Raw genomic sequence first — 24,451 nt, forward strand, 5'->3', positions numbered from 1 at the left:
TTCAGCTCAGGTTTTTCGTGAAATCAAGTTTTCTGATTCACCGAAAAATTGAAAACCGTTCTGAAATTCCTGTCCACGATCGTCTTTACTTCATCAACCGAAACGTTTTTGTATTCAGACGCGAGTTCGTAAACCTGCTCAATCGTTTCTTCGGCCGTATCGGTTTCGAGGAAAAAGCGGTCATCTGGAATGGACACGAACGCCGTTTTCATATCTGGATTTCTCAGCAACCACTTTCCGAACGACAGGTAAAATCCGTTGTCCAAAAGCGATTTTGCGACCTGTCCGTTCTTGGAGAATCCGTGAATCAGCATCGGAACTTCAACATCCATGCGTTTTTTGGTCTCGATCATTTCCTGATAGGCCGCGACACAATGGATAATTACGGGCTTTTTGAACTTTTCGGCCAACAGCAATTGCACTTCGAAAACCTCGAGCTGCAACTCCATCGGGATTTCAATTCGCTTGTCGAGTCCGCATTCGCCTATCGCGAGACAATTTTTGTCGGATAATTTCTGCTCCAAAAACTGCAGATCTGACTGCAACCGACTCTCGTCGATGCGCCAAGGATGCACGCCAATCGAAAAGTAGTCGACCGAATCGTCGAATTCGTCCGGATATTGGTTCACGAGCTCGAACCGATTGGCATTTCCGGTCTGCGAATGCGTATGTAAATTGAGGAATTTCATCTAGTCGTGGAATTTCTTTACGCCGGCTTTTATCTCGACGGCCAAATCGTTTTCCATAGGTACGATCGGACACGAATACTTGTGGTTGTAAGCGCAATACGGGTTGTAGGCGCGGTTGAAATCGATCGTGACCTTGTCTGATTTCGGAACTTTCATGTCGATGTAGCGTCCGCCGATGTAGCTTTCCTTTCCGCAAGTCAAATCTGAAAACGGCAAAAACAAATGGTCTTCGTAGCCTTCTTTTTTGCTGAGTTCGATGTTTTTGTAAAGATTGAGTTTGCAGGCTTTTCCGTCCAAAGTAAAATGCAGTTCGCCAAACTTCACATACACAGGACGACGCGCGCCGGTGGTTTTCATCTCGAAAGACTTCTCGTTTTGGGCTTTGACGAATTTCGCCTCGACGATGAATTTGGCGGCTATCGGATAGAAATCCAAACCTTTGAACGTCCTGAAATCTTCATCCAGCAAAGGCGATTCCTTTTTGTCGGCGTATTCGTTGTCGAGATTTTTCTGGTAGTCGGATGCGGCTGCGACGTCGAATTTGTCCTGGGCGAATCCGGAAAACGACAGCAGTAAAAGAAGAAGGAATCTCATGGCGTTTTTTGCAAAAATAGGAATTTGGCGAAGTTTGTCCGTAAAAATCAAGGCGTTTTCACTGCTTAAAAATCGCAATCCGACAAGTCTTAAGACCTGACATGTCTCTAAGACCTGACAGGTCTAAAACCTGTCACGCATCCAAAAATCCAAAAATACAAACCGACTTCGACAACCTATCGCTAACTTTACCTCGCAAACCAAACCCGATGTTTCAAGCCGCAATTTCCCGTTATGTCAACAATTTCAAAGGTTTCTCGCGCGAAATCTGGATTTTGACGATCATCACATTCGTGAACCGCGCGGGTACTATGGTTTTGCCGTTTCTCACCAAATACATGAACGAAGACCTTGACTTTTCGCTGGAAGAAGTTGGAACGGTCATGGTTTGGTTCGGACTGGGTTCGGCCATTGGAAGTTGGCTTGGCGGAAAACTTGCCGACAAGATCGGGTTTTATAAGATCATGGTGGGAAGCATGTTCACGAGCGGCTGTCTTTTCTTCGCCGTGCAGCAAGCCCATAGTTTTGAATGGATGTGTTTTTCGATGTTCGGAATCATGGTCATTGCCGATATGTTCCGACCGGCGGCTTTCGTATCGATTGGCGTTTACGCAAAACCCGAAAATCGCGTGCGCGCCTTTACTCTGGTGCGTTTGGCGATAAACCTTGGATTCGCCTGCGGACCGGCTTTGGGCGGACTCGTCATCATGTCGATCGGTTACAAAGGTCTTTTTTGGATCGATGGCGCGACTTGTATCGCCTCGGTCCTGGCTTTCGCGATTTTGGTCAAGGAACGCAAACGCGTCGCATCGGAACACGAACAAATCGACGAAGAACCGACGACTGCAATCGTAAAAGACAAGATTTTCATGCTTTTCCTGCTCCAAAGTTTTTTGGTTTCGATGGTATTTTTCCAGATCCTGACCACGATTCCGCTTTACCATTCCAAACGATATGGACTCTCGGAATTTCAGACCGGATTGCTCCTGACCTTGAACGGTCTGTTGGTCTTCCTGTTCGAAATGCCTATTGTCGGCTATTGCGAAAGACACAACATAGAGAAACTCAAACCGATTTTGCTTGGTTCGCTTTGCATGGTTTTGGCCTTTGTCTCTTTGCTTTTTGCCGGATGGACGGGCGTTTTGGTCATCAATGTCATCTTTTTGTCGTTTGGGGAGATTTTCGCCTTCCCGTTCTCGAACGGATTCGTGCAAAACCGCGCCCCGAAGAAAAAAATGGGTCTCTACATGGGTTTGTTCACGATGATGTTCAGTTTGGCTCACATGACCAATTCGAAAATCGGGATGGGATTCATTGCCAATTACAGCTACTTCACGAATTGGTGCGCAATGGCTTTTTTTGCACTTATCGCTTGTTTTCTAGCGGTTTATTTGCTGAAACTGACGCGGGATGAAGTGGCAAATTGACGTGATTTTGTCACACTTCTTTTTTTCAATCACTTGACTTGATTACGATTAGCTCAAATCAATGTTGAATCCCGGATTCACTTATTCTCTTGGAAAAATTTAAACCATTAAGTTCATTAAGAACATTAAGGCGCTTCGCTTTTGAGAAGTTAAAAGAAGCTGAGGCTTAGGCGGTTTCGATTTAATTTGGATTCAAGTTGGAGGTTACGATTTAAATTTGCCGCATATTTCACTCCTTAAAAAATCGTTAAATAACTAAAAAATTAGTTTTTCAACTAAAAAAATAGTTGTAGGTTTGAAATGTGCTTAGGGAAAGTTGCATTTTGCACACTTTCGGCATAAAAATCACGAACAGAATTTAATGAATATGGTAATGCAAAAACTGACGAACAAAGAAGAGGAAATCATGCACGTTTTATGGAAGCTCGAAAAAGCGTTCGTGAAAGACGTCGTAGCAGAAATGAAAGACGACAATCCGCATTACAACACGCTCTCGACCATCATCCGCAATCTCGAGGAAAAAGGATATGTGTCGCACACGGCTTATGGGAATACGCACCAGTATTTTCCTATCGTCAAGAAAGAAGACTATCGCAAGCGTTTCATGAAAACGGCGATCGACAATTACTTTAACAGTTCCTACAAAAACATGGTTTCGTTCTTCGCCAAGGAAGAAAAGATTTCAGCCGACGAATTGCGCGAAATTCTCGAAACCATCGAAAAACGCTCAAAATGATGGAAACTCTAGGCTTGTATCTGGCAAAATCGGCGGCTTTGATGGGAATGTTCCTTTTGGCCTACCACCTATTCCTCAAACGGGAAACCTTTTTTAAGAGTAACCGATGGTACTTATTGCTTGGGTTAGTTACTTCGATAGCGTTGCCTCTGGTTACTTTTAAAAAAGTCGTGTGGATCGAGGTCGCCAAACCTGTTTTGCCTGTGGAACGCTTGCAGGATGCGGCGTATGCAAGCTTGGCGGAAACCGACGTGGTGAATGTCATATCCGAAGCTTCGCAACCGACATTCGAAATCGACTGGCTTTTGATTTCGGGAGTACTTTACGGATTGGTCGCGTTGTTTCTGGCCGTTCAGTTCGCACGCGATTTCTTCTCGCTCCGGAAACTTCTCAAAGGCAAAACCGTACACAGACGCTCGGGTTACAAGTTCGTCGATGTGCCTGAAAATGTCGCGCCTTTCTCCTATTTCGACTACATCGTCTACAATTCCACGATGTTCAGCCACGACGAATTGATCAACGTCCTGGAACACGAGAAAGTCCACAGCGTTCAAAAACATACGTTGGATGTGCTCTTTTCGCGCATTCTCTGCATCGCTTTTTGGTGGAATCCGATCGTTTGGTACTACAAGAAAGCCATTATCCAAAACCTCGAGTTCATCGCCGACAACGAAGCTGCCAAAAAAATCCCCGACATCAAGGCTTACCAATTCACGCTCCTGAAAATAACCACGCACGAAAATTGCGTGCAGATCACCAATCATTTTTTTCAATCATTAATCAAAAAACGAATCGTTATGCTTAACAAAAATCAATCGAGCAAGTGGAATTCCTACAAATACCTGCTTATCGTACCAGCATTGGCGGCCTTTTTCTTCGCCTTCCAGGTCAAGGTCATCGCCCAGGAAAAACATGCTGACGCGCTTTTCTTCAGTGGTGCGCAACAAGGTGTGGAAGTTGTCGTGACCAAAAACACCACAGATGCCGAACTCAAGCAACAAGCCGAAGAAGTCAAGAAAAACCACGGCATCAAACTCAAATTTTCGAAGGTCAAACGAAATTCGGCTGGAGAAATCGTAGCCATCAAGGCAGAATTCAAGGACGAATTCGGAAAGAAAGGAACGACGATGGTCAGCGGCGACAAGGCAATCGAGCCGATCCGTTTTTTCAAGAACGGAAATAACGTCGGATTCGGAAAATCGGGGTATGCCAATGTCGTAAGAGGCTTGAACATCAACCGAAGCAGCAACGGAAAACCGGCTGTTTTCGGATACACCAACGGAAATGGAACCGAAAATATCGCGATAGGCGAACCTTTCGAATTCGACGCCGACAGTTCGGACGAAAACCGCATCGTCGTAAAATCGATCAAGAACGGACGCCAGAAAGTGATCGTGAACGGAAAAGTTATTTCTGACGTAAAAATCGGCGATGAAAACTTTGACGGCGATTCCGAAGATGTCGTCGTCAGTTCTTACGGAAACGGATCGGTGAACGGAAATTCGCTTTATATCAATGGCGAAAAGATTTTCGACAACGAAGACATCACCGCATGGACTTCCCAAGGTTTGGCCGAAGCAGAAAAAGCGTTGGCAGGTGTTGACTGGGAAAGCGCCAAGGCCGACATGGCAAGGGCAAAAGCCGATATTGCCATAGCAAGGTCAGACGCAAAACGCGCGGCTGACGTGAAAAGAGACAACAGCCTCACAATCGTGAAAGGTCACCGAATCGAGCGAGGTGAAGAACAACGCGCCGAACTCGAGAAAATGAGAGCCGAATTGGCTAAAACAAGAGCCGAAATGGATAAGACAAGAGCCGAAATGGAAAAAATCAGAGCCGAGATGCGACGCGAACGAAACGCATCGGCCAAAAAGAAATAGTCAGCCAATTTACTTTTTGAATGGAAATCCTGTCTTTTTGGCGGGATTTTTTTATTGCTTGATCGGAACATTGAATTCGCGAATTCGTGGCTTTTCTACCAAATCGGCTTTGCCGAGGGAAGATTTAACTTAAATTGATGTGAGCGATCCGGAAATTCTCGTTGGAAATTTTAAACCATTAAGTTCATTAAGAACATTAAGGCGCGTCGTTTTTTGTTGAGCCGAAAGTTCTCGTTGGAAATTTTAAACAATTAAGTTCATTAAGGCGCGTCGCTTTTGTCAAGCCGAAAGTTCTCGTTGGAAATTTTAAACCATTAAGTACATTAAGTACATTAAAGGCACGTCGCTTTTTGTCGAGCCGACAGTTCTCGTTGGAAATTTTAAACCATTAAGTTCATTAAGAGCATTAAGGTGCGTCGCTTTTTGTTGAGCCGAAAGTTCTCGTTGGAAATTTTAAACCATTAAGTTCATTAAGAGCATTAAGGTGCGTCGCTTTTTGTTGAGCCGACAGTTCTCGTTGGAAATTTTAAACCATTAAGTTCATTAAGAGCATTAAGGCGCGTCGCTTTTGTCAAGCCGAAAGTTCTCGTTGGAAATTTTTTACCATTTAGTTCATTAAGAACATTAAGGCGCGTCGCTTTTTGTCAAGCCGGAAATTCTCGTTGGAAATTTTAAACCATTAAGTTCATTAAGAACATTAAGGCGCGTCGCTTTTTGTTGAGCCGACAGTTCTCGTTGGAAATTTTAAACCATTAAGTTCATTAAGAGCATTAAGGCGCGTCGCTTTTGTCAAGCCGAAAGTTCTCGTTGGAAATTTTAAACCATTTAGAGGTTAAAGCTGCGTCGAAATTCATTTGCTCCGGGCAAACGACAATTCGTGCATTGCCATCGGACAGTTCGCCCAAAAATTCGTACCTTATTTCCAAATCGAAACGCATGTTTAAATTCCTTGCAAAACTCAACAAATGGTTGTTGCCAAGCCTTACGAGGCAAAAAGTCGATTTGGCTCAGGCGAGCAGACTCCAGAAAGCGATTATTGCCTGGCGTTATTATGTGACAACCAGAGCCTTGCAAAAAAATCAATAATTTTTGCAGAAAATATCTTGCAAATATCGGTTTTAGTCCTATATTTGCACCCGCAATCAGCAAGCAATTTGGCTGTCTGAGAGCGAAAAGGCCTCGTGGCGCAACTGAATAGCGCATCTGATTACGGCTCAGAAGGTTACTGGTTTGAATCCAGTCGAGGTCACGAAACTATATTAAGAGAAGGCGGAGTGTTCATCAAAAAAACGGTGAACGCTCCGCCTGTCTCGTTTTACGGACATTTCGACAAATCAAGAGACCATGCGAACATTTATCAAATTTCCAGTCTACTCCCCAATGAACTCCCCAATCAATTGTACTGGGGAGTTAACCAAGAAAGTAATCCTCAAAAAAGACTTCGTTAGAAAAGACGGTACCTGTGCGCTGTACATTCAGGTTTTCCTTAATAAGGAGAAGAAATTGTTTCCGCTTGCACTATCGGTGAAACCTTCCGAGTTTGACGATGTGAAACGACGGATAAAGAAAAACCATCCTTTTTCGGTCGATTACAATTTATTGATCGAGCAAAAACTATCACAGATCCACGCGATCGAAGTCAACCACCGCTTGAGCAATTTTCCGCTGACTATCGAAAGTTTATCCCAGGAAGTGGAAAATCCACTTTCGAGAATCGACTTCCTGCATTTTTGGGAAATCGAAATGAAGGCGCAAAAAGAAATGCTGAAACCCGGCTCTTACCGTCAACAACTTTCGGCACTCAATAAACTTCGCGAATTCCAGTCGCCGATTTACTTCCATGAAATAAACGAGGACATGATCAAAAAGATGACCGGGTTTTTCAAAAACAAAAAAGGAAATTCGGAAAATACAATCTCCACCTTGGTCAAAAACTTTAAAAAGTATCTACACATAGCCAACCGACGTGGGATTGTAACGCCCGTGCTTCACGACGACATCAAACGAAAATCATTTACAAAAAGATGTACGTTTCTCACAACCGAGGAAATCCAAAAGCTTTACAAATATTGGGAGCAACCATTTATCAACGCTACTTATAAGGCGATACTGTCGCGCTTTTTGTTCGCGTGTTTCTCGTCGGTGCGGATAGGCGACATTCTGCGGATGAATCACGACAACATCATTGGCGACACCTTGATTTTTTCCGCGGAGAAAACCACTAAATTACACCGCATCCCTATTTCCAAAACGGCACGTCGCTTTCTTGATCCGGACACGGTTTTTCCTGGCAAGTTTACGCCCGAGTACATCAATCGGGAATTGAAACACATCGCCAAAGCTGTCGGGATTCAAAAGGTTCTCACGTTCCACGTCTCACGACACACCTTCGCGACGCAATTCTTGCTGTGTGGCGGAAACGTGGTGAACCTTCAGAAGATTCTCGGGCATTCCAAAATAGAAGAAACGATGGTTTACGTGCATGTGGTTGAAGAAATCAAGGACCGCGAAATCCACAACATGGACGAGATCTTAGGTATTGATGCTCTCGGCAGTTAATTTCACCATGTAATTACGCTGTGCGGTCTCGGTGTACTCGAGCGCCGGAACCAAGTATGCCTGATTATCGAAATAGACCTTCCGCGTTTTTCTGATCTTCGAAAGTTCTGTTTCGGTAAACGGTCCTGAGACTTCAATCCGCGAGGCAAAAACCCGAATCCGCAGCGTTTTTTTCCAGAACGTTTCGTGAATTCCGCCCGCGCCTTCTATAACCATTTTCTTCCCCAAATAATTCGAGGCGATCTGCGGTTTGTTGGTCGTGTTGTAAAGCATCAGCCCCACCCCGTCTTTCGATTCTTCAGCGTCCGAAAGTTCAGCAGTCAACCCAGAATGCGGAACACTCTTGAAGCCGTTTTCCAACATCACCACGAAATCACCTGACTGCGAATCATAAGACGAAACGCCGTCGCGGGAAATATAGAGGCCGTCATCGGTATTATTCGAGAATTTCAAAACGAACGCCTCGTAAGGCACTTGCTCGTAAGATTCGATGAACAGGGATTTCAGAAGCTTGACCTTGTCTTCGAGCGGTACAAAATCTTCGACGTAATCGATGTTCATTCGCTTTCGCAAATCGTCGATCGTGATGTCGAGGTTGAATGTGTTCTTCAATTGGTTGATGTATTCGGCAACCGTCCAATCAGGAACGTATCGGCTAAAGTCGATTGTTGGGTGCGGCAAGTATCCATTGTTGTACCCGCCAATCTCAATCCGGAAAGCAAAATCCGCAGGCATCGCCGACGGCATTTTGAACCTGTAATAATAGATGAATATCTTGATTCCGATTTCATCCGCGTCGACATTGATTTCGAGCGAACCTTCGTAGGTTTCGGTCGTAGGTTCGTAATGCTCGTAGCCAAGGGTCAAAGGATAAACCGGCGTGGCGCTGTAGCTCTTTTGCCCGGCGAGAAAACTGTGAGCGACGACGGCGGTATTGCATGGCGGCTCGGTCGCGCGGAATACGAAACGGTGAGGGCCTGAACGGGTGGTCGTGTATTCGTAAGTCTTCCAATGGTCATTAGCAGGATTCGAACCGTAATCGCCGTCTACCCACGGAATGGATTCCAGATCGATTTCGGCTTCCGGCTGACGAATCTTATACATGTTGTCGGCCGCACTCCACATCAGAATTCTTTGAATCAATTTGTCGTTCGGAAAAGAGCCAGACATCGTGAAGCCTTTCGCCTGCAAAGCGTAGAACAATGGGGAAAGCAGAAACACCTGAGGCGAAACCACGTTCATGTTGTCGAATTTTCGGCCCGTGTCAGTTTCTGTGTAGGGATTCATAACCAAGCCGTTGTCGTCGTAGGCGTTTATTTTATCCAGGAACGCATACCAATCGTCTTCGGCTTTGAGGAATTGCCCAAATTTCTCCTTCCAATTCATCGACGGGATTTGCCATTTGACAGTCGGGAAAATGTGAGGCGTGATTGAATTCGGGTAAAATTGCCAGGCAGCACTGCCAGGAACGATAGTGGCTGCTTCGTTTGCATAAGGCTCTGGCGTCGGATCGTTGATTATCGAGACGGTCGGCATAAACGATCCGATTTTCTTCGACATTATCCCAATCAATTCGGTTGCATATTTCAGATTGCATTTCCTGAAACCGTTCATGTAGGACAAAACTTGTAACTCGCCATAATACTTTTCTCCCAATTCCAAAACCGTAACGGGAACAACGCGTTTCTTGTGCACCGACGTAAGGTCGCGACTCCCAAGCGCGGTCAAGGTTCGCTCATTATCGATGACCAAAAATGGAAAAACCGAATAATTCACCTTGAAGTCGGTGATCAATGCGTTGTCTTCCTTTTTTATGGTCAGCGTCTCTTTTACGAAATCAAGTTCTACGCCGTTCGCTATGATTCGGATCAGGCTCATGATACAACAACAGTAACGACGTTAGAGAAAATTTGTGGTGTGTAGCCGTTTGAAGCAATACGGATGTACCATGTTCCTGGCAACAACGTCAAGAGTTGAGGCGACACAATCGAAATGTCGTCTGAATCGTTAAAAGTAATCCCGTCGGAGCTAAGCTGCAATTTCACTACCGGATAAATGTAATCGGAAATCGTAAAATCGATTGTGACGTCCGGGCCCGAGACCGACGTTCCCGTTATCGTCAAAACAGGCGTTGTAGTAACCGGACCAACACCTGTGTTTTCAAAACGTCTGTCGAGGCGCAATCCGAAAATGAAATCTTCCTCGAAGGTATTGCTCTGATCGGCAAGCTCGCGATAACGCTTCGATTTATTGACCATTTCCAACCATTGGCCATCGACCAGTAATTTAGTTTCTGTAGCATTGGCGACCTGCCTAATAATCGCTTTCTCATTTGACAATAGACTTCCCGTGTTCAAGGTATAGGTCGCATCTTCAGAAATTTCAAAAACTTTTTCCGTGCCGTCGTCCTGTAAATAAGTTTCGCCCTTGTAGGCTGATACCAATTCGAGTTCGCCGTCGAAATATGTCGTTATCCAATATCCGAAGTTATTAAGAAAGGCAAGTTTTTGGACTCCGAAATTGATGAGCGAAATAAATTTGTACGTTTTGGAAACGATCTGGTTTCCACACGCGATCTCGATCGTGAAATATTCATCGGTTTCGGGAATGTTTAGCGTGGCAATCAAATGGGAAAACAAAAACGCTTTTTTCCCGTCCACGGTTCCGCCATCGATTGTTACTGTTGTTCCGTTTTCTGAGAAAATTTTCGCAACCAACGCATCACTTGATGCATTGACAAAAATTGGCAACTCCACCTTTCCGTCGCGCGGAACACGTAAAACTGCTGGCTGAACATCTAAAATCTGGATTTTGTCCTGGTCGCTGAAAAGTTGGGGCTTGCGGTTGTGCATGATGTAGAACACCGGTAGCGATCCTTCATCTACCAAAACATCGCTCGACAAGGAGTACTCGGCAATCAGCACTTGTACTTCTTTGACCAAATGCGTCTGCTCAAAAAAACCATCGCCTAGCGCCGGATTGAAAATTGGTGCGAAATACGCATAAAACAGTTTTTCGAGGTTCTTACGAGCGACCGTGGCATTCTCGCGCGACCAACCCTGTTCGTCGAATGCGACGTTGTTGATCTTGATGAACGCCCGAAAATAGTAACCCGCGCCAAAACTTGACACGATTTCAATTGGCGTGCTGTTGGCGTCGAGCAAAACTCGGTCGACTCCGGGTGCTGAATTTATGAGTATCATTAGGATAGGATTCCATTTGCGGCCGAAGCAGCGGTTTCGTCGTTCAGTTTTTGGATTTCTTGCGCTTCGCTATAACCGATAACCGCGCGGGCGTCAATACCTCGAGCCAACAAATTGTTCAAGGTTTTGAGCGCGATCAACATTTCAAGATTTGGGTCGGTCGAAGTTGGTTGGAATGTCGGGACGGTTCCGGTAGTAGTCTCACCCCCGTTAAAAAACCCGCGACCGCGAATCAACCCTTTCCGTTCACTTTCCAACCAAGTCAAAGTTTTGGCGTATCGCGGATTTGTCGTCATTATTTCAGGCATTACCCACTCTCGTTTATGAACGACTCCCGTTATCGGACCGTACTGATCGTAACCGAGTGCGGGATGTTCGCCGGTAGCACCTCCGAAGAAATATCCGGATGTGGACGTAGTTTTGAATTTCGGAGTGGATGGCGCACTTTGGCTGTTGATCTTGGCCACGTTTGCAAAAGTAGTTGCTGTTACCACGGCAATTTGGACAGCCTTTAAAGCGGCATCGATAAAACCGTTACTAGTGTAGGTCTTAGAGAGCACCGATGTTATACCCAACGCCCCGTTAATAACTGCCTGAGCTGACGCTATTCCTTTTGATTGACCGAAAAGCGAAGATGCTGCTGATGCGACATCGTTGAGAGTGCCTAATACAGAGTTTGCCTCTATAAAAGCCTGTTCTTGCTTAAATTTTCTAAGTTCGGTAGCTGCCGCTTTTTTGTAACGAAGAAGTTGATCTTCCGTTATTACTCCTTGGTCACGTAATTTTTGAAACCTTGCGATATCTTTTTCAAGTTCTGCTTCCTTTCGAATTTCTTCTTGTTCGCGTTTGCTACTCGCTTCCGCAATACGGATATCGGCTTCTGCTTGAATTCTTTCAGCTTCTTTTTTTGCAAGCTTTTCCTCTTTTTTGATCAACTGGTCGGAAAGCTTCTCTCGAATTTTTAATATTTCAGCCGCAATCTTGTCCTCTAGGTTCTGTTTAGAAGTAAGGTATTCTAAATCGATAGCTTTTTTAAGGGCCGACAATTCTTCTTCACTTTTGGCCGTATCGTTAGCCTTTTGAAGATTTGTTTCGCGAATGCGAATCAGCTCATCTTGTCGAAGTTCTGCCAATGTATTTTGACGTTCAATTTCTTGGCCTATAATTTCTTTAGTTAACTCTTTACCGTCCGAGAAGGCAGCTAAATTTTTAGAAATTTCGTAATCGATCAATGCTTTGGCCACGCGAATTTGAGCCGTTAACAAAGCCTGTTGAATTTCAGCCTGTTTTTTAGCTTCCTCCGCTCTCTCTTTCGCTTTTTTGTCGCGGTACTCGCGTTGGAGCTTAAGAAGTTCATTCTCATACTTCTCATATTCTGCCGTGCCTTTCTTGTAGAAAGACATTTTGGTTTGCAGAATCTGAATCTCGATGCTGTAAGTATCTTTTCCAAGCGCATCAAGTCTGGCTTTTCGACGTTCCAAACCCTCGATGGCCGCGGCCATCAGTTCCTCAGTTGTTTTTTTTGTAGACGATGCTGTCGTTTGTGCGGTTTCGGCATACTTTTCTATCGCCTTGATAGCCGCTTCGTAACGTTTGGCAATCTTAAGATCCATTTCTGTAGGATCTGCTTTTTTCTTCAAGTTGGCATAAGATTGACGAAGGCTTTCCAAATATTTCATTCGGGTTTCCTCAAAGTCAAAAAGATCTCCCAAGCTTTTACGACGTGCCGCTATATAAACTTCAAAAGCTTTTTTGCTGTCTTCCGCATAATTCGCAATCGCTTTTGATTCCGACTGCTGCTTGATTCTTTCCTCAACCGCCGACTTTGTGAACAATCCGGTTAGCGGAATCAATGCGTTAAGCAATCCTGATCCGTCGGTCACTTCCGCCACCATGTCGTAGAATCCTGATTTGACTTCGTTGAAAACAGAAACGATTGTGGTTTTCCATTTTAGGAAACCGTCCGATTTCAGCGCGCGGTCTTGCGCTTCGGCCAAAGCGAGCTCCGAATCGGCAAGTTGTTTGGTTGCCTTTTCTACCTCGGTCAGGTCGCGAGTCTGGTTTTGAATCGATTTACGGACAGCCTCGAAAATCTTGAGCGCCCCACCGGCGTCTTCACCAGCGCCACGGAAAAGGTCGGCTGTCAATTGCTGTGCCTGTTGGGAATTGAGGCCGACACGTTCGGCTTCATCGGCGACCAACTGCAACGCCTGTTTTACCGTTATCGAACCGTCTTTGATTCCCGCAAAAAGCTTATCCGTAAATTCTTTGCCAAAGGCGTTGACCAATGCGTCGCGCGACGCTTTTGTTTCCTCGCGCACGGATAAGCCAAATTCCTTGATCGCATCCGGAAGCTTGTCGGCATATATCCCGATGTCGATTCCCGTGTTGAGAAGGTTTTGAAATTCCTCGACGGAATAACCCGCCGCCGCAAAAAACGTCGCGTATTCTTTGATACTTGCAAGAAACTCGTCGCTCGCGGCACCGCCTTTTATAAGTCCATCCTGAATAATATCGAGCGCTTCTGAATATTCGATCCCGAATTCATTTACCAAGGCGCGCGCGGACTCAAGAACGGTATTCAGTTCCTGGTCAAATGTTTCCGCAAGAGACGAAGCTTTGACCCTAATGATGTCAAGATTTTCTCCTGACTCTTTCGTTATTGCCGCTACAAGTTTGTTGGTTTTGTAAACTTCATTATTGTAGTTAACCCATTCTTTTGTGACGAGTGCAATCCCAGCCAAAATTGCAATCGCGGCACCGATCGGAGTAGCTATAAAGGCAAGACCCGCACGAGTTGCCGCGCCCAAGCTACTCCCTATTGATGAGATTCCCGCCTGCGCTAATTTCAGATCGCCGCTTGCAAACCCACCTATTATCTTGCTCCAACTATCTCCGAAAGCACTCATTTCGTCGCCGGTTTGCTCGATAGCTTCTTTGGTCTCGTATAATTCTTCTTTAAACTCGGATTGTTTTTCTTTAAGATCGCCCAATGTGCCCTTGAGCTTTTTCAAATCGGAATCGTAAGTCGAGGAATTTTTGTTTAGATTCTTTATCTCATTGTTCACTTTCGTGATTTCGCGATTGATGCCGCTTAAAGAATTGACTACTTCTCTATCGTTTACATATATCGATAATTCGCGAGTGACTTTCGGTGCTGCCATTACAAAATACCAGTATAAGCACCCGGGTTAGGTCGGGCAAAGGTTACGGATAAGGCCACTTGGTCAATTCGAATTTTAGCCAAGTCATCAGCCAAAATCTCAAGAACTTTACTCCTGTCTAACGCAATGTTAAGCACGTCGGTTTTTTTTAGCCTCATGTTTACACCATTTTTCTTCTGGCCTTCAAAACCGTAATGCTGTTTGAAAATATAGTGAGGTGCTTGCATGGTAATCCTTTGCAAGCGATTGTCCTTGAATTTTGCACGAGAGTTTGCAGACGCTTCAGCGTTTCCTGTTTTACGAAAAATCGTTCGTTGAATCGCGAAGCGAAGGTGATCGCGCAGCTTTCGAGCTGCCGCGTTCCCCGCTTTTTTCTCAAGAGTGTAAAGGTCTGCTGGGCTGAGCATCTACTAAGATTTTCAGCTAAAGTAGCCTAGAGGTCAAGTGATAAATAGGACACAAAAAAACCGCCTCAAAGGGCGGTCAATTGCGGTTTACCAATCGTCCTTTTTTGTACCATTCTTGATGTATTCGGTGAGCTCGAGAAGTTGGAGTTTGAAGTATTTTTCGATGAAATCTTTTATGTCAGGATAACGGACTTTTCCGTTGTCTTTGAAAACAGGCCAGTCTGTCCAGTTCGATCCGTGCGGAATCACGCGCGGATATCTTCCTTTCACGAGTTCGCTGCCGGTGATTTCGAGTTCGACGATCTCGTATTTTATTTTCCCTTGCTTGATTCGAATTTCGGTCGTGTACCGGAAATCGAGCGGCGTTTTGTAAGGCCCATTCCGGAAACGGAAAACACGACGCTCGATCGTGGTGAACCGAATCATCTTATTTTGAATTTCGGATTTCACCGACTCACGCGGATTCTTATAGAACTCGCTGACATAGGCGTTAGTTTTTACAAAAAGCTCGTCAGCGGATTTGCCAGGTAACAGCGCTACGACAAACGTTTGGCTCAGGCTGTCTTTGTTCCGCAGTCCGTCTTCGGTGTATTCCAAGTTTTGCGCGGAAATGTTTAACGTCGCGAAAGCCGCAATGATGAAGTTCAAGATTCTCATTATGTCAAGATTAGGAATCGAAATTTACATATTTTTTCGAATTCTGCGATAGGTGTTTTCTTCCGTTTATTGAACAACAGTTAATTCAGTATTCAGTTTTGCTGAAGAAAAAGGTTTGGTTTAGATTGAGAACAAATGTTTGTGGCTAATAAGAACAATGGAACAATATCATTATACGGGTTGGGACGTTTCGAAATTCACGCTTGACAAGATTATGGCGATAATGAAGCACAATCTCCGCACAGGAGCAGAATTAAAAGCCGAATTCAAAAAACGAATAATAAATGGCAAGTGCACAGGAATCCTGTACAATTATGGCGTCGAGATATGGCGCAAAGAATACACGCACGAATTCGAAATGGTCAACAGCGCTTACATGCAGGTAGATTTTTATTTTCTTCTTTGGATCATGAAAAAGATGGCTGCGACCGGCGGCATCAATCACATCGATAAAAATTTAGCTTCGATGTACGAAAGCTTTGGCGTTAAATAAAAAATCCGCTAATTCAGCGGATTTGGTGTATGGTCTCGTAAGATGTTTGGAGGTTCGTCTGTCAATGTCCTATGCCGGATCCTCGCGCTTCGCAAATTTTTTTCTGGCTTTTCGACAACATATGCTGCCGCCTCGGGAATATCCGCGAAAGCAATGCGATTCGATTCCATGGTTTGACATTCTTGAAATTCGAAAACGGCTTGAACATCAAACGCAATTACCGTGACGTGGTCACAAGCAAGTGTTTGAACGAGTTCCGTTTTCACTTCGTTCTTGATTTCAGGCGGCGCGGCTTTAATCGTGCTGCCGATAAGACAGAACGAAAAGGCAACCACCAAGGATAACAAATTTTTCATGATAAAATAATTTGGTTATTAATGATTGACACAAAGTTCGGCAACTTGGTTTTACACGAATAGGACAACTCAAACACTCTCAGTTGGGAAATTCCATTTCTCTGCTTCAAAGCACATTTTCTGCTGATTCTTGATTTGAATGATGACATTCCAACCGAAACGGTTGTCGAAAATCGGCCCTACTTTTTGCATTTCGAAATCACCTTCGTACTTGCCATAAAGCCAGTGCGCATGATCTTCGCGACACTTCTTGAAATATGACATTACTTCAAGCGCGATCGTTTCGGTTTCGTCCAAAACTTGCTCCTGCTTTTCAAAATTGTCATTGGGCGCAAAATCGAGAATCATCCAACTGATTGTCCTTGCGTTGAAACTCGCGACTTTGTTCGGCATCCGCACTTCGGAATCGTGGCTTTCTAAAAGCAAGGTCGGTGATTCGATGCCGGATCGGATTGCGTTCTGTATCTCGTCCCAATTAAAACGATAAAATCCCTTGATGTTGACATGCGCGTTTGCGATGTAACGAAAAAATGAAACGATTACTGCGTGACTGACGTTATTTTGCATTGCGTGACTTGAGTTTATTTTCTTTGGCCGTGACGATATCCTGTTGGAATTGTGCCATGAACACATACACGTTCACGTGGCAAATCTCTTTGTACTTGGACAAATCACCTTGTGTCATCGCTCGGATGACTTCGGCAAGTGATTGTTTTGGTTTGGCCGGACGGTCGAGCTTTTCAGCCGTCGGCGTTTTACGCTCGAACGCTTTTTTGAATCGGTTTTCAATTGCCGCACGGCTTCCGGAAAGGGCGAGGCTTATCGCGAACAGCTGCTCTTTGGGAACTTTCGAAAAGGAATCGGACAAATGAGGTAAAGCGCTGCGGTCAAGAGCGCGCCGTCCGAGGCCGAGTGGTGAATAGAGAATTGCCGCGATCATTTGTAGATACTCTGTGTCTTTATTCTCCATGAACATGTCGTGCAGATCAACTGCGAGCGCGTATTCCTCGATCGTTAAATCGCCCAAAGCTACTTGAGGCGGAAAATGCAGATGGCCGGAATTGTCACGAATACCGTTTGGGAAACGCGTAAGATTGCGGTTTGTGAAGATGTAGCCGAAACTTTCGGCCAGATCCCACATTGGAACCTCGCTCAATATCCTGAGATTTTTTCCCATTTTTCGGAATTGCCACCAACGGACGTTGACGAGGATCATCCAAACTGCAACGTATAATGCCTTTCCGCTTTTGGACGAATACATGACAGCGGCCAACCGGAAAAGCTGTCGATCGGTGAGCTCATTCCAGGCAGTAGGAATATTGATTTGGATGATTTTCTTTTTACTTCGCAAAATCGAAATCTTGTTTGTTTTCCGTTAGAATTCTCTTTTTTACCATGCCCAGTTGCATCTCGACCATTCCGAGCATTTGGAGCAAATCTGCCGAATCTTCCAAAGGTTCGTCATTCAGTAACTTTTCCCTGATTGTTTCCCGGAGTTCCGCTTTTTGCGTCCCAAGGCTTCGTTGATATCTTTTGAAGTCCATTCCTAAAGTGATTTTGAAGCGCGCCCCAAAACAGTTCCCGCAATGAATAATACGGCTTCTCGCAAAAGATCACTCTTCTTTGATTCGGACGCGGTGAAGATTATGGTCGGCGTAGAGTAAGGATTCGAGGACGTAAGGTCTGTTGTAGGAATCGCTTTTCCAAGAAACCACTTTCGCTTTGTGCCGTTCACGATTCGCAGCGTGTCTGAAACCTTCAGGCTGTCCAAGCTAAAACCGTTCTGGTTGACTACATATTGGAACCTAAACCATTTGTCGTCTTCCTTCACTCCTTTGCGCTCAAACTCCGGACAAGGCAGTGGCGTATCAAACTTTACTTCGGCTTTTGGAATGAAGATTGGCGCCGACACAATAGTTGCCGATTTCACCTGGCGAAATTCCTTGGTCATCGCCGCCATTTGTTTGCCTTGCGAGTTGGCCAGTTCCTTGAGTTGATCGCGATCTGCCTCGACGGTTTTCTTTGACGCCGTCAGTACACCTATTGAATTTCGGAAATACTTGACCGTGTCGACAACTGCAAGAAGGTTGTCGCTGCCTTGGTTCTTGTAGAATCGGCACGTTCCCAGACTGGCAAGCAGCATCAGCGACAGAAGTATGATTAAGACTGTGGAAGCTCTCATTTTGGCAGACGCTTTTGAATAGAATACACCATATCTCTCAGCACTTGCGCATAGTTAGGATCAGTCGCATAACCGGCGGCGGCAATTTCTTTTGCCAACAAATACGGGTCGTGCTTGACTTTCATGGCCTTTTGATAATGCGGTGCCCGCATCAACATTTTTGCATGATCTGAGAAAGACTGCTCCGGCGATGGATATTTTCTAAAATAATCCTTGACCGTGTACTTCCACCAATATTTGCCGTTTCTAAGTGTTTTCACAACAGAAATGATAACCGGGAATTTCAGTCTTGGATTTAAACTGTATTCGGTCGTCGTGATCAATTGCTCGTTTCCGTTAACTCCGTCTGTGTCTTTCACACCAAACATCATATTTCCGACAGCCTTTTTACCCCAAGCGCTTTCCAGTGCAGATTGCGCGAGTAAAAAAGTGGATGAAATTCCCGTGGCGGCTTCGACTTTTAAAGCGTGTGGACGAAACCACTTGATAAATTCTTCAGGTATCATTTCCTAGATTTTCTGGTTCAACATCATATTCTTCATATTCAGGCTCTTTCTTTTTGCCGAAAGATTTTATTCTGGAAATTGCTGCCGATTTCGCGGCCTCAAATGCATCCTTGCTCAAGAAAGCTACTATTCGCGACCCAAAAAAGGACGCCACGACAACCAGGAATAATGTGAAGTTCAAACTCCACTGTGTAAATTCTTTTGTGCTGACAGCTACGCCCCATGAGACGAAAAAGCCTTGAAGCATTTCGAAGATGATCCGCCAAAAGGTGAATGTCTTTCCGCTTCGGCTTGACCACCAAAAAGAGAACATGATCCCGATTGACGCGTAGATCAGTCGCTGCGATAATTCTGAGGTGAAAATGTCTTTCATGGATTTGCGTTTTTGGTACTGTCGATAATTTCTAGCGCGCGATTGAATGTCTTTTTGTATTGGGCTTTGAGCCGGTTACGCTCCATTTTGCGCTCATCTATTTTGAGCAAGACCGTATCGACGACGCGCACGGTAATTTCCGCCGGCGAACTTTTTGTAGACTCCAGGATTTGCGGACCGGCGGGAATCGAATAAAGTGCCGATGCAATCAGGCTAAAGAATGTCAGGGTTTTCATTTGCTCTCTTGTTTGTTTGTGACGGTTTTCATGTCCTCCGTACGTTCGCGCCAAAGCGTCCGGATTTCCTGTTGTTGTTCGCGGTTCTCGATTTCGAGCTTGACAATCCTGATGCTGTCCTGTTCATGGATACGTTGATGCGTCTTGTCGTTTCGGTCATCATCTTTTGCGTGCTGTGACACGCTCGCGTATCTTTCTCCCAACAGGATAAAGAAGCTCAGGATCATCCAGGCGCTTAGCCGTTGCTGTGTGGTCAGCTTCGGGAACTGAAGGGCGAACTTCAGTTGGGATAGGTTTGGGAACATGTAGCATTTTTAATAATTATAGTTTGACTTGAAGATTTACGCCTGCCCCTTTCTGAATCTCTGGCGCACCGGTGACTTGCTCTATTTCTGCGGAAGACGCTGTCCGCAAAGCCGCCCGCTCGTCGAGAATGATCTGCGGGATTGCCGTTCCATTCTCCGATTTTCGGGTAACGTACCAATCCGTCGGCTCAAGCAACAATCTGTATTTCTCTCGAATTTCCTTGACGCGCGCATCTTTCCAAGCTTGGAGTTCGGATGCGGTCGCACCTTCGACGAACTGATTCGTGGTTCGATTGAACTTGGCTTTCAAAAACCAAGTCGTTTGCATTTGAGTGACGGCATTGGCCGGATTTGTTTCCGCATCAACAACTTGCAGTACGAAATCGTTGCTATCCAGTATCGTGAATTTTGACATCAGAGATTTTTTACGTTTGTGAGTTCATTGTCCATCGTTTCCAGCACGTCCGACGTATTGTTCAGCGTGGCCACGTCAAAAATATAGTAAGCCGTTCCCGCAAAGTCGATTGCTGCCGAAAGCGGTGTGTTACCGTTTATCGCATCATCGGAAGGCGAATTGATCGCAGGCGGAAATCCTTTTAATGTTGTTCCGTTCCACGAAAGCTCACGGTCGACAACCGAGAACAAACCCGTGTTGGCAATGGTAATTGTCGCGAGTTTTGTCGCTCCGGAAATGGAAATCGACGTGTTGATGTAAATGTCTACAGTAATGTTGGCGTTCGCGTTTGTCCTTTTCCACGTCTTGCGCATTCGTAATCGTCCGGCCTGGATGTCGTTTGCCGACACCAATCTCGATGCGAAAATTTGCGGACTCAAAGTTGCAGTCGTTGAATAAACGCCCGTGTCCATGTAAACCGTCCGGGAATAATATCCGTTGAAATATGAACGAAGTGAAGATTTCAACGTCGACCAAAGAACTTTTCTGGAATTGCCGCTTCGTTGCAAAATATATTCGTCAGTGTCTGCCGGCGTGGTAATTGCGGATAATGCAGTAAGGAAAGCGGCGAAACCGCCAAAAACATTCGTTATCTGATACTGCAACTTTCCAAATGCCTGCAAAACCGAGTCGCCCGAAGAAATAGTGCCTCCGGTCGTCAACGACAACCCGGAAAGAATAGTAGCGATAACGCGTGCCGATGTGAAATATAGGTTTATCGAACCTTCCGGTAAAGCGTCAGTCGATGCTGCTCCGGCGCTTCCAGAAATCACCCAACCTTCCTGCGCGTCCCAGATGTACTCTTTCGCATTGCTACCGGTTCCGGCGTCGACGATTGCATAATCGCCATCCGAAGCTGTCGGATGTGCGGCCTGCAGGTTTGCGATCGAGGTGTATTTTCCTTTGAATCTGTCGTTGTAGTCCGGAATGTCTTCGAGGGTAGCGACCGCGGCGGAATTAGCGCGCCTTCTAAAAATATATCTACCCTGATCACCAACTTCCGGAATATCAAGAATTATTTGTAAGCTACCCGTTTCCCCTTGATCGTCGGCGTAGGAAACCGTGACGATTCTCGCATCATTTACAGCTACCTCTGCCCCTACGACTACTTGCGTTCCTGCCTCGGTCGCGGCATTGATTTGCCTTACAGAGTTTCCTGCAAATCCGTTCCCAATTTTCCGACTAGAGATTTGGACTTCAGTTGTTCCGGATTCAATCTCGAAGGTTTCTTCATAAATCCCAATACCACCACTATTGTCGGCCATAACGCGCCAGCGTCCAGTAGAAAAACCATCAGTAAAATCGTAATTGCGGCCTTGGTTGAGAACTTGCTGAATGTTTGGCGTTTCGGTATCGCCGATTGCTTCGTAAATATTTTGCAAGACTATATTGAGAATCTCCAAAGACATTGTCGTTGGATCCAAAACCATAATTACAGCCCCTGTAGGCAGCGTCGGATTATTACCTGACGAACCGCAACCGATATTTGAACCTCCTGTTATCATATAGCTAAAATTGCTTTCGTGTCGTATGGATTGAAACCGCTGTCGCCTGACGTTTCATTGATGAATACTACAGGGCATTGATCAAAATCGGCGGCGTGTGCCTCGATAATCTTTCGCGCAAATTTGAGATAAGCGATGCCGTCGGCCTCCTGGATGGATGCCATTCTTGCGATTTGGTCGGCAGGTAATCCATAGTCAGGAATGCGCTGCGACTCGTGCGGCAAAGTGTCGAACTTGATACGAAGGCCGGACGCATCCAACAGAAAAAGTCCTTCGGTGCAAACCTTTGAGATTGTAAAAGCAACGATCGCTTTTTGCAAATACTCCTTAACCTCCAAATGATATTCGCCCGCGGCCGTTCCATCTTTGAGCGCCTTGATGAGCGGACCGCACAAAAATGTCTTGATGAACTTGTCTTCAACCTTTCGGATGTAGGGCAAAAGCGCGAGATAGGCTTGTCGGCTTCCGAAGATGTTGAACCACTTATCAAAAATTCCCGTGCTTGATACCAATAATTCCTGATTAATTGGAAGATAATTTGCTTTCCAATCAGGGAAAATGTTGGCATTTAGCTCGAGATATTCGAGCAATCTGTCCATTGCGTTGTGCCCTGATTGCAGCAAATCGCGTCGGATGTCATTGACTTGGAAATTGTCGGCGGTTTTTCGCTGCTCGCTGTTTTGTGTAGTGATGCCGGCCGAGTCGATACTAACCAAACCGACAGGGAAATAAAGAAACAACCCGAAGTTCGACAAAGCCTCGCGAAGCATTCCGCGCGCCTTGTTTTTGACGTCGGCATTTGCTCCTGTCGCTTCCGCGCCCAAATACATTTGGAGATCACCAAGATACTTGTAGGTGAAATGGTTGACGGCCTTGGTGATGTATGGTTCGAAATCTTCGAATATCAAATTATTCGAAACCGCTACATACTTTCTTAGGTCTGCTGTGTTCTCGAGTATCATGCCGTAGCGGTTTTTGTTCCTGTTGGATTGTCATCAAGCGTAGTAAGCACTGTGCTTTCGATAGCAAAGCTGACTTCTTGCGGCCATTGGTTGTATTCGTGGATGAATTCCAGAGGGGAAAGTGAAGTCATGCGCTGGAATTTTTTGAGCCCTGTCAGGATGTCGAACGCGATGCGCTTGTCCGAACCGCTTCCGGCTCCGAGATTTCCGCCCGGAATTCCAGAACCACCGATCAAGGACGCATCGACACCTGTCGCAACGGCAATCTCGGAGTTGGCCGCGGATGCTTCCGGCAAGTATGATCCGTCTTTGAACTTGTCGTCGATCGGCGTGATTTTTATTGCCGAAATTTGTTTGCCATCAACGTCGCGAATCATCATTGCCTGAATCGATTTGCCCGCTTTCTCGTTCCCAACAAGAGATTCGTTGATGGTATCAATCAATTTTGTTCGGATTCCAATGCGCTTGGTAGCGTCGAGTGATTGCCAGTCTTCGTAGGTGTTCGTAAAATATTCTTCCGCAATCTCGATGATGTATTTGATGTTCACCTGATTGTTGAATAGTGCTTGCTTGAACGCAGGAACGCTGTTTGCAACTTCGAGCCATCCTGATTTTGTCACGGAATGCCAGGCGGCTTCCGGATAGTACGCCTCGTCCAACAATGGATAAAAGATCGGACGGATGAACTTGAAAATCTTGTTTGCCTTACAATACTCTCGGACTTCATCGGCTGACCAATATGGATCGACGATCGCGACTTTCGAGACGAATTCCGAATCGGGAGCAACACTTCCGCTTCCGAATTTCTGGGAAATGAAAATATTTTCTATCAATCCGTTGAGTTCCGACATCACTTCGTAGCGACACCACGCCGCTTTTTGTCGACGGACGCGGTTGATTGTCGCGAAATTGTTCGATAGAATGTATTCCGGAAAGCCGATGTTCCACCATTCAAGGTCGGTTACGGTTTCCGCGAAGAATTTATTGACTTGGTTTTTTCGGAAAAAGAGTTGGATGTCTTGGTAATCCGAAAGGTTTAGCAATTTTGGAGACTTCTTTCCGTTCTCGTCGGCTTGGCTCGGCCCCACCAAAATGATTCCATTGCCGTGATGCGAGGCAATGTTTATTTCGAGTGCGCGTCTTGCAGTGCCGTTCTTGCGCACGGCTTCCATGATTTTTTGCGGCGTGTCGTTATTCTTTCCCCAAGCGGCGATCACGCCGGACGCCTTGTCTTTGGTTTCCACCTTGATAGTCGTGACGTTTTCACCTGCTTTTTCGACAGTATTCGTAAATGCGAAAACGGCCTGACCGCGATTCGGGAGGTCGCTAATGGCTATGTTGCCGTGAAATTCTGTGTTTGAACGCATCAGTAACGGACGAATTGATTGTTGACGGTGATGATGAAGTCGAAGCGGAGTTTTTTAATCTCCCCGTTTTCGAGTTCGATGTTTCGCGTGCGATTGTCGTAATGACTCGGCTTGCGCGAAATTTTGACAGGATCGAAAATGTTGTGTTCGGTTGGGATTTGTACGGCGTTCGGATTTTTATCCGGTAGATATTTCGCAGCGACGAACTGCTTTAATTTTCCGCCGGCTTTCGATTGACTGTTGAAGGTGCGGTAAGTCACGTCAAAAGGAAATGGTTTTCCTTCCTTGTCGCGGCGTTGGATTATGGCAATGGCTTCGGCGAGACTGATCGTTTGCATGAGTCAAAAATCCGCTGATTGCCGTTTTTAAAATAGGACACGGAAAAACACAACACAA

27 protein-coding genes and 1 tRNA gene are annotated in these 24,451 nt (G+C 45.5%); 7 read left to right on the plus strand and 21 right to left on the minus strand.

Annotated elements, in window-relative coordinates; translation table 11 throughout:
* Positions 1–23: 23 nt before the first annotated feature.
* Both EOO49_RS11415 and EOO49_RS11420 read right to left on the minus strand, forming a co-directional pair.
* Positions 24–689, minus strand: a complete 666-nt coding sequence (locus EOO49_RS11415) for a TatD family hydrolase (RefSeq protein WP_290845727.1) — start codon at positions 687–689, stop codon at positions 24–26.
* Positions 690–1,283, minus strand: a complete 594-nt coding sequence (locus EOO49_RS11420; protein ID WP_290845729.1) for a DUF1684 domain-containing protein — start codon at positions 1,281–1,283, stop codon at positions 690–692.
* A gap of 209 nt (positions 1,284–1,492) precedes the next feature.
* Here EOO49_RS11420 and EOO49_RS11425 point away from each other — a divergent pair, with 209 nt between their 5' ends.
* The 6 genes from EOO49_RS11425 (at position 1,493) to EOO49_RS11450 (ending at position 7,885) form a co-directional block, all read left to right on the plus strand.
* Positions 1,493–2,710, plus strand: coding sequence for an MFS transporter (locus tag EOO49_RS11425; RefSeq protein WP_290845731.1), 1,218 nt, complete (start codon positions 1,493–1,495; stop codon positions 2,708–2,710).
* Positions 2,711–3,083: 373 nt separating this feature from the next.
* Positions 3,084–3,446 carry a BlaI/MecI/CopY family transcriptional regulator gene (locus EOO49_RS11430; RefSeq protein WP_290845862.1) on the plus strand — a complete coding sequence of 121 codons (363 nt, stop codon included), beginning with the start codon at positions 3,084–3,086 and terminating at the stop codon, positions 3,444–3,446.
* Positions 3,443–5,326 (plus strand): M56 family metallopeptidase, encoded by a 1,884-nt coding sequence (locus EOO49_RS11435; protein WP_290845733.1) that lies wholly within the window; start codon positions 3,443–3,445, stop codon positions 5,324–5,326. Before EOO49_RS11430 ends, EOO49_RS11435 begins: the two co-directional genes overlap by 4 nt.
* Before the next feature lie 936 nt (positions 5,327–6,262).
* A complete protein-coding gene (locus tag EOO49_RS11440; protein ID WP_290845735.1) occupies positions 6,263–6,412 on the plus strand; it encodes an SsrA-binding protein in 150 nt (49 codons plus the stop codon).
* 89 nt (positions 6,413–6,501) lie between these two features.
* Positions 6,502–6,575: transfer RNA gene (locus EOO49_RS11445), tRNA-Arg, on the plus strand.
* Between the two features lie 95 nt (positions 6,576–6,670).
* A complete protein-coding gene (locus tag EOO49_RS11450) occupies positions 6,671–7,885 on the plus strand; it encodes a site-specific integrase (protein ID WP_290845737.1) in 1,215 nt (404 codons plus the stop codon).
* Here EOO49_RS11450 and EOO49_RS11455 read toward each other — a convergent pair.
* The 5 genes from EOO49_RS11455 to EOO49_RS11475 form a co-directional block, all read right to left on the minus strand.
* Positions 7,859–9,763 (minus strand): hypothetical protein, encoded by a 1,905-nt coding sequence (locus EOO49_RS11455; protein WP_290845739.1) that lies wholly within the window; start codon positions 9,761–9,763, stop codon positions 7,859–7,861. The two genes, EOO49_RS11450 and EOO49_RS11455, sit on opposite strands and share 27 nt — an antisense overlap.
* Entirely contained in the window at positions 9,760–11,088 is a 1,329-nt protein-coding gene (locus tag EOO49_RS11460; protein ID WP_290845741.1) for a hypothetical protein, read from the minus strand. The genes EOO49_RS11455 and EOO49_RS11460 overlap by 4 nt, the downstream gene beginning before the upstream one ends.
* Positions 11,088–14,252 carry a phage tail tape measure protein gene (locus tag EOO49_RS11465; RefSeq protein WP_290845743.1) on the minus strand — a complete coding sequence of 1,055 codons (3,165 nt, stop codon included), beginning with the start codon at positions 14,250–14,252 and terminating at the stop codon, positions 11,088–11,090. Before EOO49_RS11465 ends, EOO49_RS11460 begins: the two co-directional genes overlap by 1 nt.
* On the minus strand, positions 14,252–14,659 hold the full coding sequence (locus EOO49_RS11470; protein WP_290845745.1) for a hypothetical protein: 408 nt from the start codon (positions 14,657–14,659) through the stop codon (positions 14,252–14,254). The genes EOO49_RS11465 and EOO49_RS11470 overlap by 1 nt, the downstream gene beginning before the upstream one ends.
* A gap of 87 nt (positions 14,660–14,746) precedes the next feature.
* Positions 14,747–15,316 carry a hypothetical protein gene (locus tag EOO49_RS11475; RefSeq protein WP_290845747.1) on the minus strand — a complete coding sequence of 190 codons (570 nt, stop codon included), beginning with the start codon at positions 15,314–15,316 and terminating at the stop codon, positions 14,747–14,749.
* A 157-nt stretch (positions 15,317–15,473) separates the two neighbouring features.
* Here EOO49_RS11475 and EOO49_RS11480 point away from each other — a divergent pair, with 157 nt between their 5' ends.
* The gene (locus EOO49_RS11480) at positions 15,474–15,809 is read left to right on the plus strand and encodes a hypothetical protein (RefSeq protein ID WP_290845749.1); all 336 of its coding nucleotides are present in this window, start codon (positions 15,474–15,476) and stop codon (positions 15,807–15,809) included.
* Between the two features lie 8 nt (positions 15,810–15,817).
* Here the strand turns inward: EOO49_RS11480 and EOO49_RS11485 are convergent, their stop codons facing one another.
* The 14 genes from EOO49_RS11485 to EOO49_RS11550 all read right to left on the minus strand — a co-directional run bounded on the left by EOO49_RS11485 (position 15,818) and on the right by EOO49_RS11550 (position 24,393).
* Complete coding sequence (locus tag EOO49_RS11485) at positions 15,818–16,165, minus strand: hypothetical protein (protein ID WP_290845751.1); 348 nt, start codon at positions 16,163–16,165, stop codon at positions 15,818–15,820.
* Positions 16,166–16,234: 69 nt separating this feature from the next.
* Positions 16,235–16,591 (minus strand): hypothetical protein, encoded by a 357-nt coding sequence (locus EOO49_RS11490; protein WP_290845753.1) that lies wholly within the window; start codon positions 16,589–16,591, stop codon positions 16,235–16,237.
* Between the two features lie 130 nt (positions 16,592–16,721).
* Complete coding sequence (locus EOO49_RS11495) at positions 16,722–17,516, minus strand: hypothetical protein (protein ID WP_290845755.1); 795 nt, start codon at positions 17,514–17,516, stop codon at positions 16,722–16,724.
* Positions 17,506–17,709, minus strand: a complete 204-nt coding sequence (locus EOO49_RS11500; protein ID WP_290845757.1) for a hypothetical protein — start codon at positions 17,707–17,709, stop codon at positions 17,506–17,508. Before EOO49_RS11500 ends, EOO49_RS11495 begins: the two co-directional genes overlap by 11 nt.
* 2 nt (positions 17,710–17,711) lie before the next feature.
* Complete coding sequence (locus tag EOO49_RS11505) at positions 17,712–18,347, minus strand: hypothetical protein (protein WP_290845759.1); 636 nt, start codon at positions 18,345–18,347, stop codon at positions 17,712–17,714.
* Positions 18,344–18,853, minus strand: a complete 510-nt coding sequence (locus tag EOO49_RS11510) for a glucosaminidase domain-containing protein (RefSeq protein ID WP_290845761.1) — start codon at positions 18,851–18,853, stop codon at positions 18,344–18,346. The genes EOO49_RS11505 and EOO49_RS11510 overlap by 4 nt, the downstream gene beginning before the upstream one ends.
* Complete coding sequence (locus EOO49_RS11515; protein ID WP_290845763.1) at positions 18,843–19,226, minus strand: hypothetical protein; 384 nt, start codon at positions 19,224–19,226, stop codon at positions 18,843–18,845. The genes EOO49_RS11510 and EOO49_RS11515 overlap by 11 nt, the downstream gene beginning before the upstream one ends.
* Positions 19,223–19,462, minus strand: coding sequence for a hypothetical protein (locus EOO49_RS11520; protein ID WP_290845765.1), 240 nt, complete (start codon positions 19,460–19,462; stop codon positions 19,223–19,225). Before EOO49_RS11520 ends, EOO49_RS11515 begins: the two co-directional genes overlap by 4 nt.
* Positions 19,459–19,767: a hypothetical protein gene (locus tag EOO49_RS11525; RefSeq protein WP_290845767.1), complete on the minus strand. Its 309-nt coding sequence runs from the start codon at positions 19,765–19,767 to the stop codon at positions 19,459–19,461. The genes EOO49_RS11520 and EOO49_RS11525 overlap by 4 nt, the downstream gene beginning before the upstream one ends.
* A gap of 16 nt (positions 19,768–19,783) precedes the next feature.
* Positions 19,784–20,182 carry a hypothetical protein gene (locus tag EOO49_RS11530; RefSeq protein WP_290845769.1) on the minus strand — a complete coding sequence of 133 codons (399 nt, stop codon included), beginning with the start codon at positions 20,180–20,182 and terminating at the stop codon, positions 19,784–19,786.
* Positions 20,182–21,651 (minus strand): hypothetical protein, encoded by a 1,470-nt coding sequence (locus EOO49_RS11535; protein WP_290845771.1) that lies wholly within the window; start codon positions 21,649–21,651, stop codon positions 20,182–20,184. The genes EOO49_RS11530 and EOO49_RS11535 overlap by 1 nt, the downstream gene beginning before the upstream one ends.
* 71 nt (positions 21,652–21,722) lie before the next feature.
* Positions 21,723–22,688, minus strand: a complete 966-nt coding sequence (locus EOO49_RS11540; protein WP_290845773.1) for a DUF6712 family protein — start codon at positions 22,686–22,688, stop codon at positions 21,723–21,725.
* On the minus strand, positions 22,685–24,055 hold the full coding sequence (locus EOO49_RS11545) for a hypothetical protein (protein WP_290845775.1): 1,371 nt from the start codon (positions 24,053–24,055) through the stop codon (positions 22,685–22,687). The genes EOO49_RS11540 and EOO49_RS11545 overlap by 4 nt, the downstream gene beginning before the upstream one ends.
* Positions 24,055–24,393 (minus strand): hypothetical protein, encoded by a 339-nt coding sequence (locus tag EOO49_RS11550; RefSeq protein ID WP_290845777.1) that lies wholly within the window; start codon positions 24,391–24,393, stop codon positions 24,055–24,057. Before EOO49_RS11550 ends, EOO49_RS11545 begins: the two co-directional genes overlap by 1 nt.
* Positions 24,394–24,451 lie beyond the last annotated feature (58 nt).

The sequence above is a fragment of the Flavobacterium sp. genome (assembly GCF_004295795.1).
Lineage (GTDB): Bacteria > Bacteroidota > Bacteroidia > Flavobacteriales > Flavobacteriaceae > Flavobacterium.

What these genes read in the sequence shown, in the direction of transcription:
- EOO49_RS11510 (WP_290845761.1), bottom strand. Translation starts at nt 18,853, where the DNA reads ATGATACCTGAAGAATTTATCAAGTGGTTTCGTCCACACGCTTTAAAA.
- EOO49_RS11485 (WP_290845751.1), bottom strand. Translation starts at nt 16,165, where the DNA reads ATGAAAAATTTGTTATCCTTGGTGGTTGCCTTTTCGTTCTGTCTTATC.
- EOO49_RS11460 (WP_290845741.1), bottom strand. Translation starts at nt 11,088, where the DNA reads ATGATACTCATAAATTCAGCACCCGGAGTCGACCGAGTTTTGCTCGAC.
- EOO49_RS11455 (WP_290845739.1), bottom strand. Translation starts at nt 9,763, where the DNA reads ATGAGCCTGATCCGAATCATAGCGAACGGCGTAGAACTTGATTTCGTA.
- EOO49_RS11540 (WP_290845773.1), bottom strand. Translation starts at nt 22,688, where the DNA reads ATGATACTCGAGAACACAGCAGACCTAAGAAAGTATGTAGCGGTTTCG.
- EOO49_RS11450 (WP_290845737.1), top strand. Translation starts at nt 6,671, where the DNA reads ATGCGAACATTTATCAAATTTCCAGTCTACTCCCCAATGAACTCCCCA.
- EOO49_RS11520 (WP_290845765.1), bottom strand. Translation starts at nt 19,462, where the DNA reads ATGAAAACCCTGACATTCTTTAGCCTGATTGCATCGGCACTTTATTCG.
- EOO49_RS11500 (WP_290845757.1), bottom strand. Translation starts at nt 17,709, where the DNA reads ATGGACTTCAAAAGATATCAACGAAGCCTTGGGACGCAAAAAGCGGAA.
- EOO49_RS11535 (WP_290845771.1), bottom strand. Translation starts at nt 21,651, where the DNA reads ATGGTTTTGGATCCAACGACAATGTCTTTGGAGATTCTCAATATAGTC.
- EOO49_RS11550 (WP_290845777.1), bottom strand. Translation starts at nt 24,393, where the DNA reads ATGCAAACGATCAGTCTCGCCGAAGCCATTGCCATAATCCAACGCCGC.
- EOO49_RS11515 (WP_290845763.1), bottom strand. Translation starts at nt 19,226, where the DNA reads ATGAAAGACATTTTCACCTCAGAATTATCGCAGCGACTGATCTACGCG.
- EOO49_RS11465 (WP_290845743.1), bottom strand. Translation starts at nt 14,252, where the DNA reads ATGGCAGCACCGAAAGTCACTCGCGAATTATCGATATATGTAAACGAT.
- EOO49_RS11435 (WP_290845733.1), top strand. Translation starts at nt 3,443, where the DNA reads ATGATGGAAACTCTAGGCTTGTATCTGGCAAAATCGGCGGCTTTGATG.
- EOO49_RS11505 (WP_290845759.1), bottom strand. Translation starts at nt 18,347, where the DNA reads ATGAGAGCTTCCACAGTCTTAATCATACTTCTGTCGCTGATGCTGCTT.
- EOO49_RS11470 (WP_290845745.1), bottom strand. Translation starts at nt 14,659, where the DNA reads ATGCTCAGCCCAGCAGACCTTTACACTCTTGAGAAAAAAGCGGGGAAC.
- EOO49_RS11525 (WP_290845767.1), bottom strand. Translation starts at nt 19,767, where the DNA reads ATGTTCCCAAACCTATCCCAACTGAAGTTCGCCCTTCAGTTCCCGAAG.
- EOO49_RS11440 (WP_290845735.1), top strand. Translation starts at nt 6,263, where the DNA reads ATGTTTAAATTCCTTGCAAAACTCAACAAATGGTTGTTGCCAAGCCTT.
- EOO49_RS11530 (WP_290845769.1), bottom strand. Translation starts at nt 20,182, where the DNA reads ATGTCAAAATTCACGATACTGGATAGCAACGATTTCGTACTGCAAGTT.
- EOO49_RS11415 (WP_290845727.1), bottom strand. Translation starts at nt 689, where the DNA reads ATGAAATTCCTCAATTTACATACGCATTCGCAGACCGGAAATGCCAAT.
- EOO49_RS11480 (WP_290845749.1), top strand. Translation starts at nt 15,474, where the DNA reads ATGGAACAATATCATTATACGGGTTGGGACGTTTCGAAATTCACGCTT.
- EOO49_RS11545 (WP_290845775.1), bottom strand. Translation starts at nt 24,055, where the DNA reads ATGCGTTCAAACACAGAATTTCACGGCAACATAGCCATTAGCGACCTC.
- EOO49_RS11425 (WP_290845731.1), top strand. Translation starts at nt 1,493, where the DNA reads ATGTTTCAAGCCGCAATTTCCCGTTATGTCAACAATTTCAAAGGTTTC.
- EOO49_RS11475 (WP_290845747.1), bottom strand. Translation starts at nt 15,316, where the DNA reads ATGAGAATCTTGAACTTCATCATTGCGGCTTTCGCGACGTTAAACATT.
- EOO49_RS11430 (WP_290845862.1), top strand. Translation starts at nt 3,084, where the DNA reads ATGCAAAAACTGACGAACAAAGAAGAGGAAATCATGCACGTTTTATGG.
- EOO49_RS11420 (WP_290845729.1), bottom strand. Translation starts at nt 1,283, where the DNA reads ATGAGATTCCTTCTTCTTTTACTGCTGTCGTTTTCCGGATTCGCCCAG.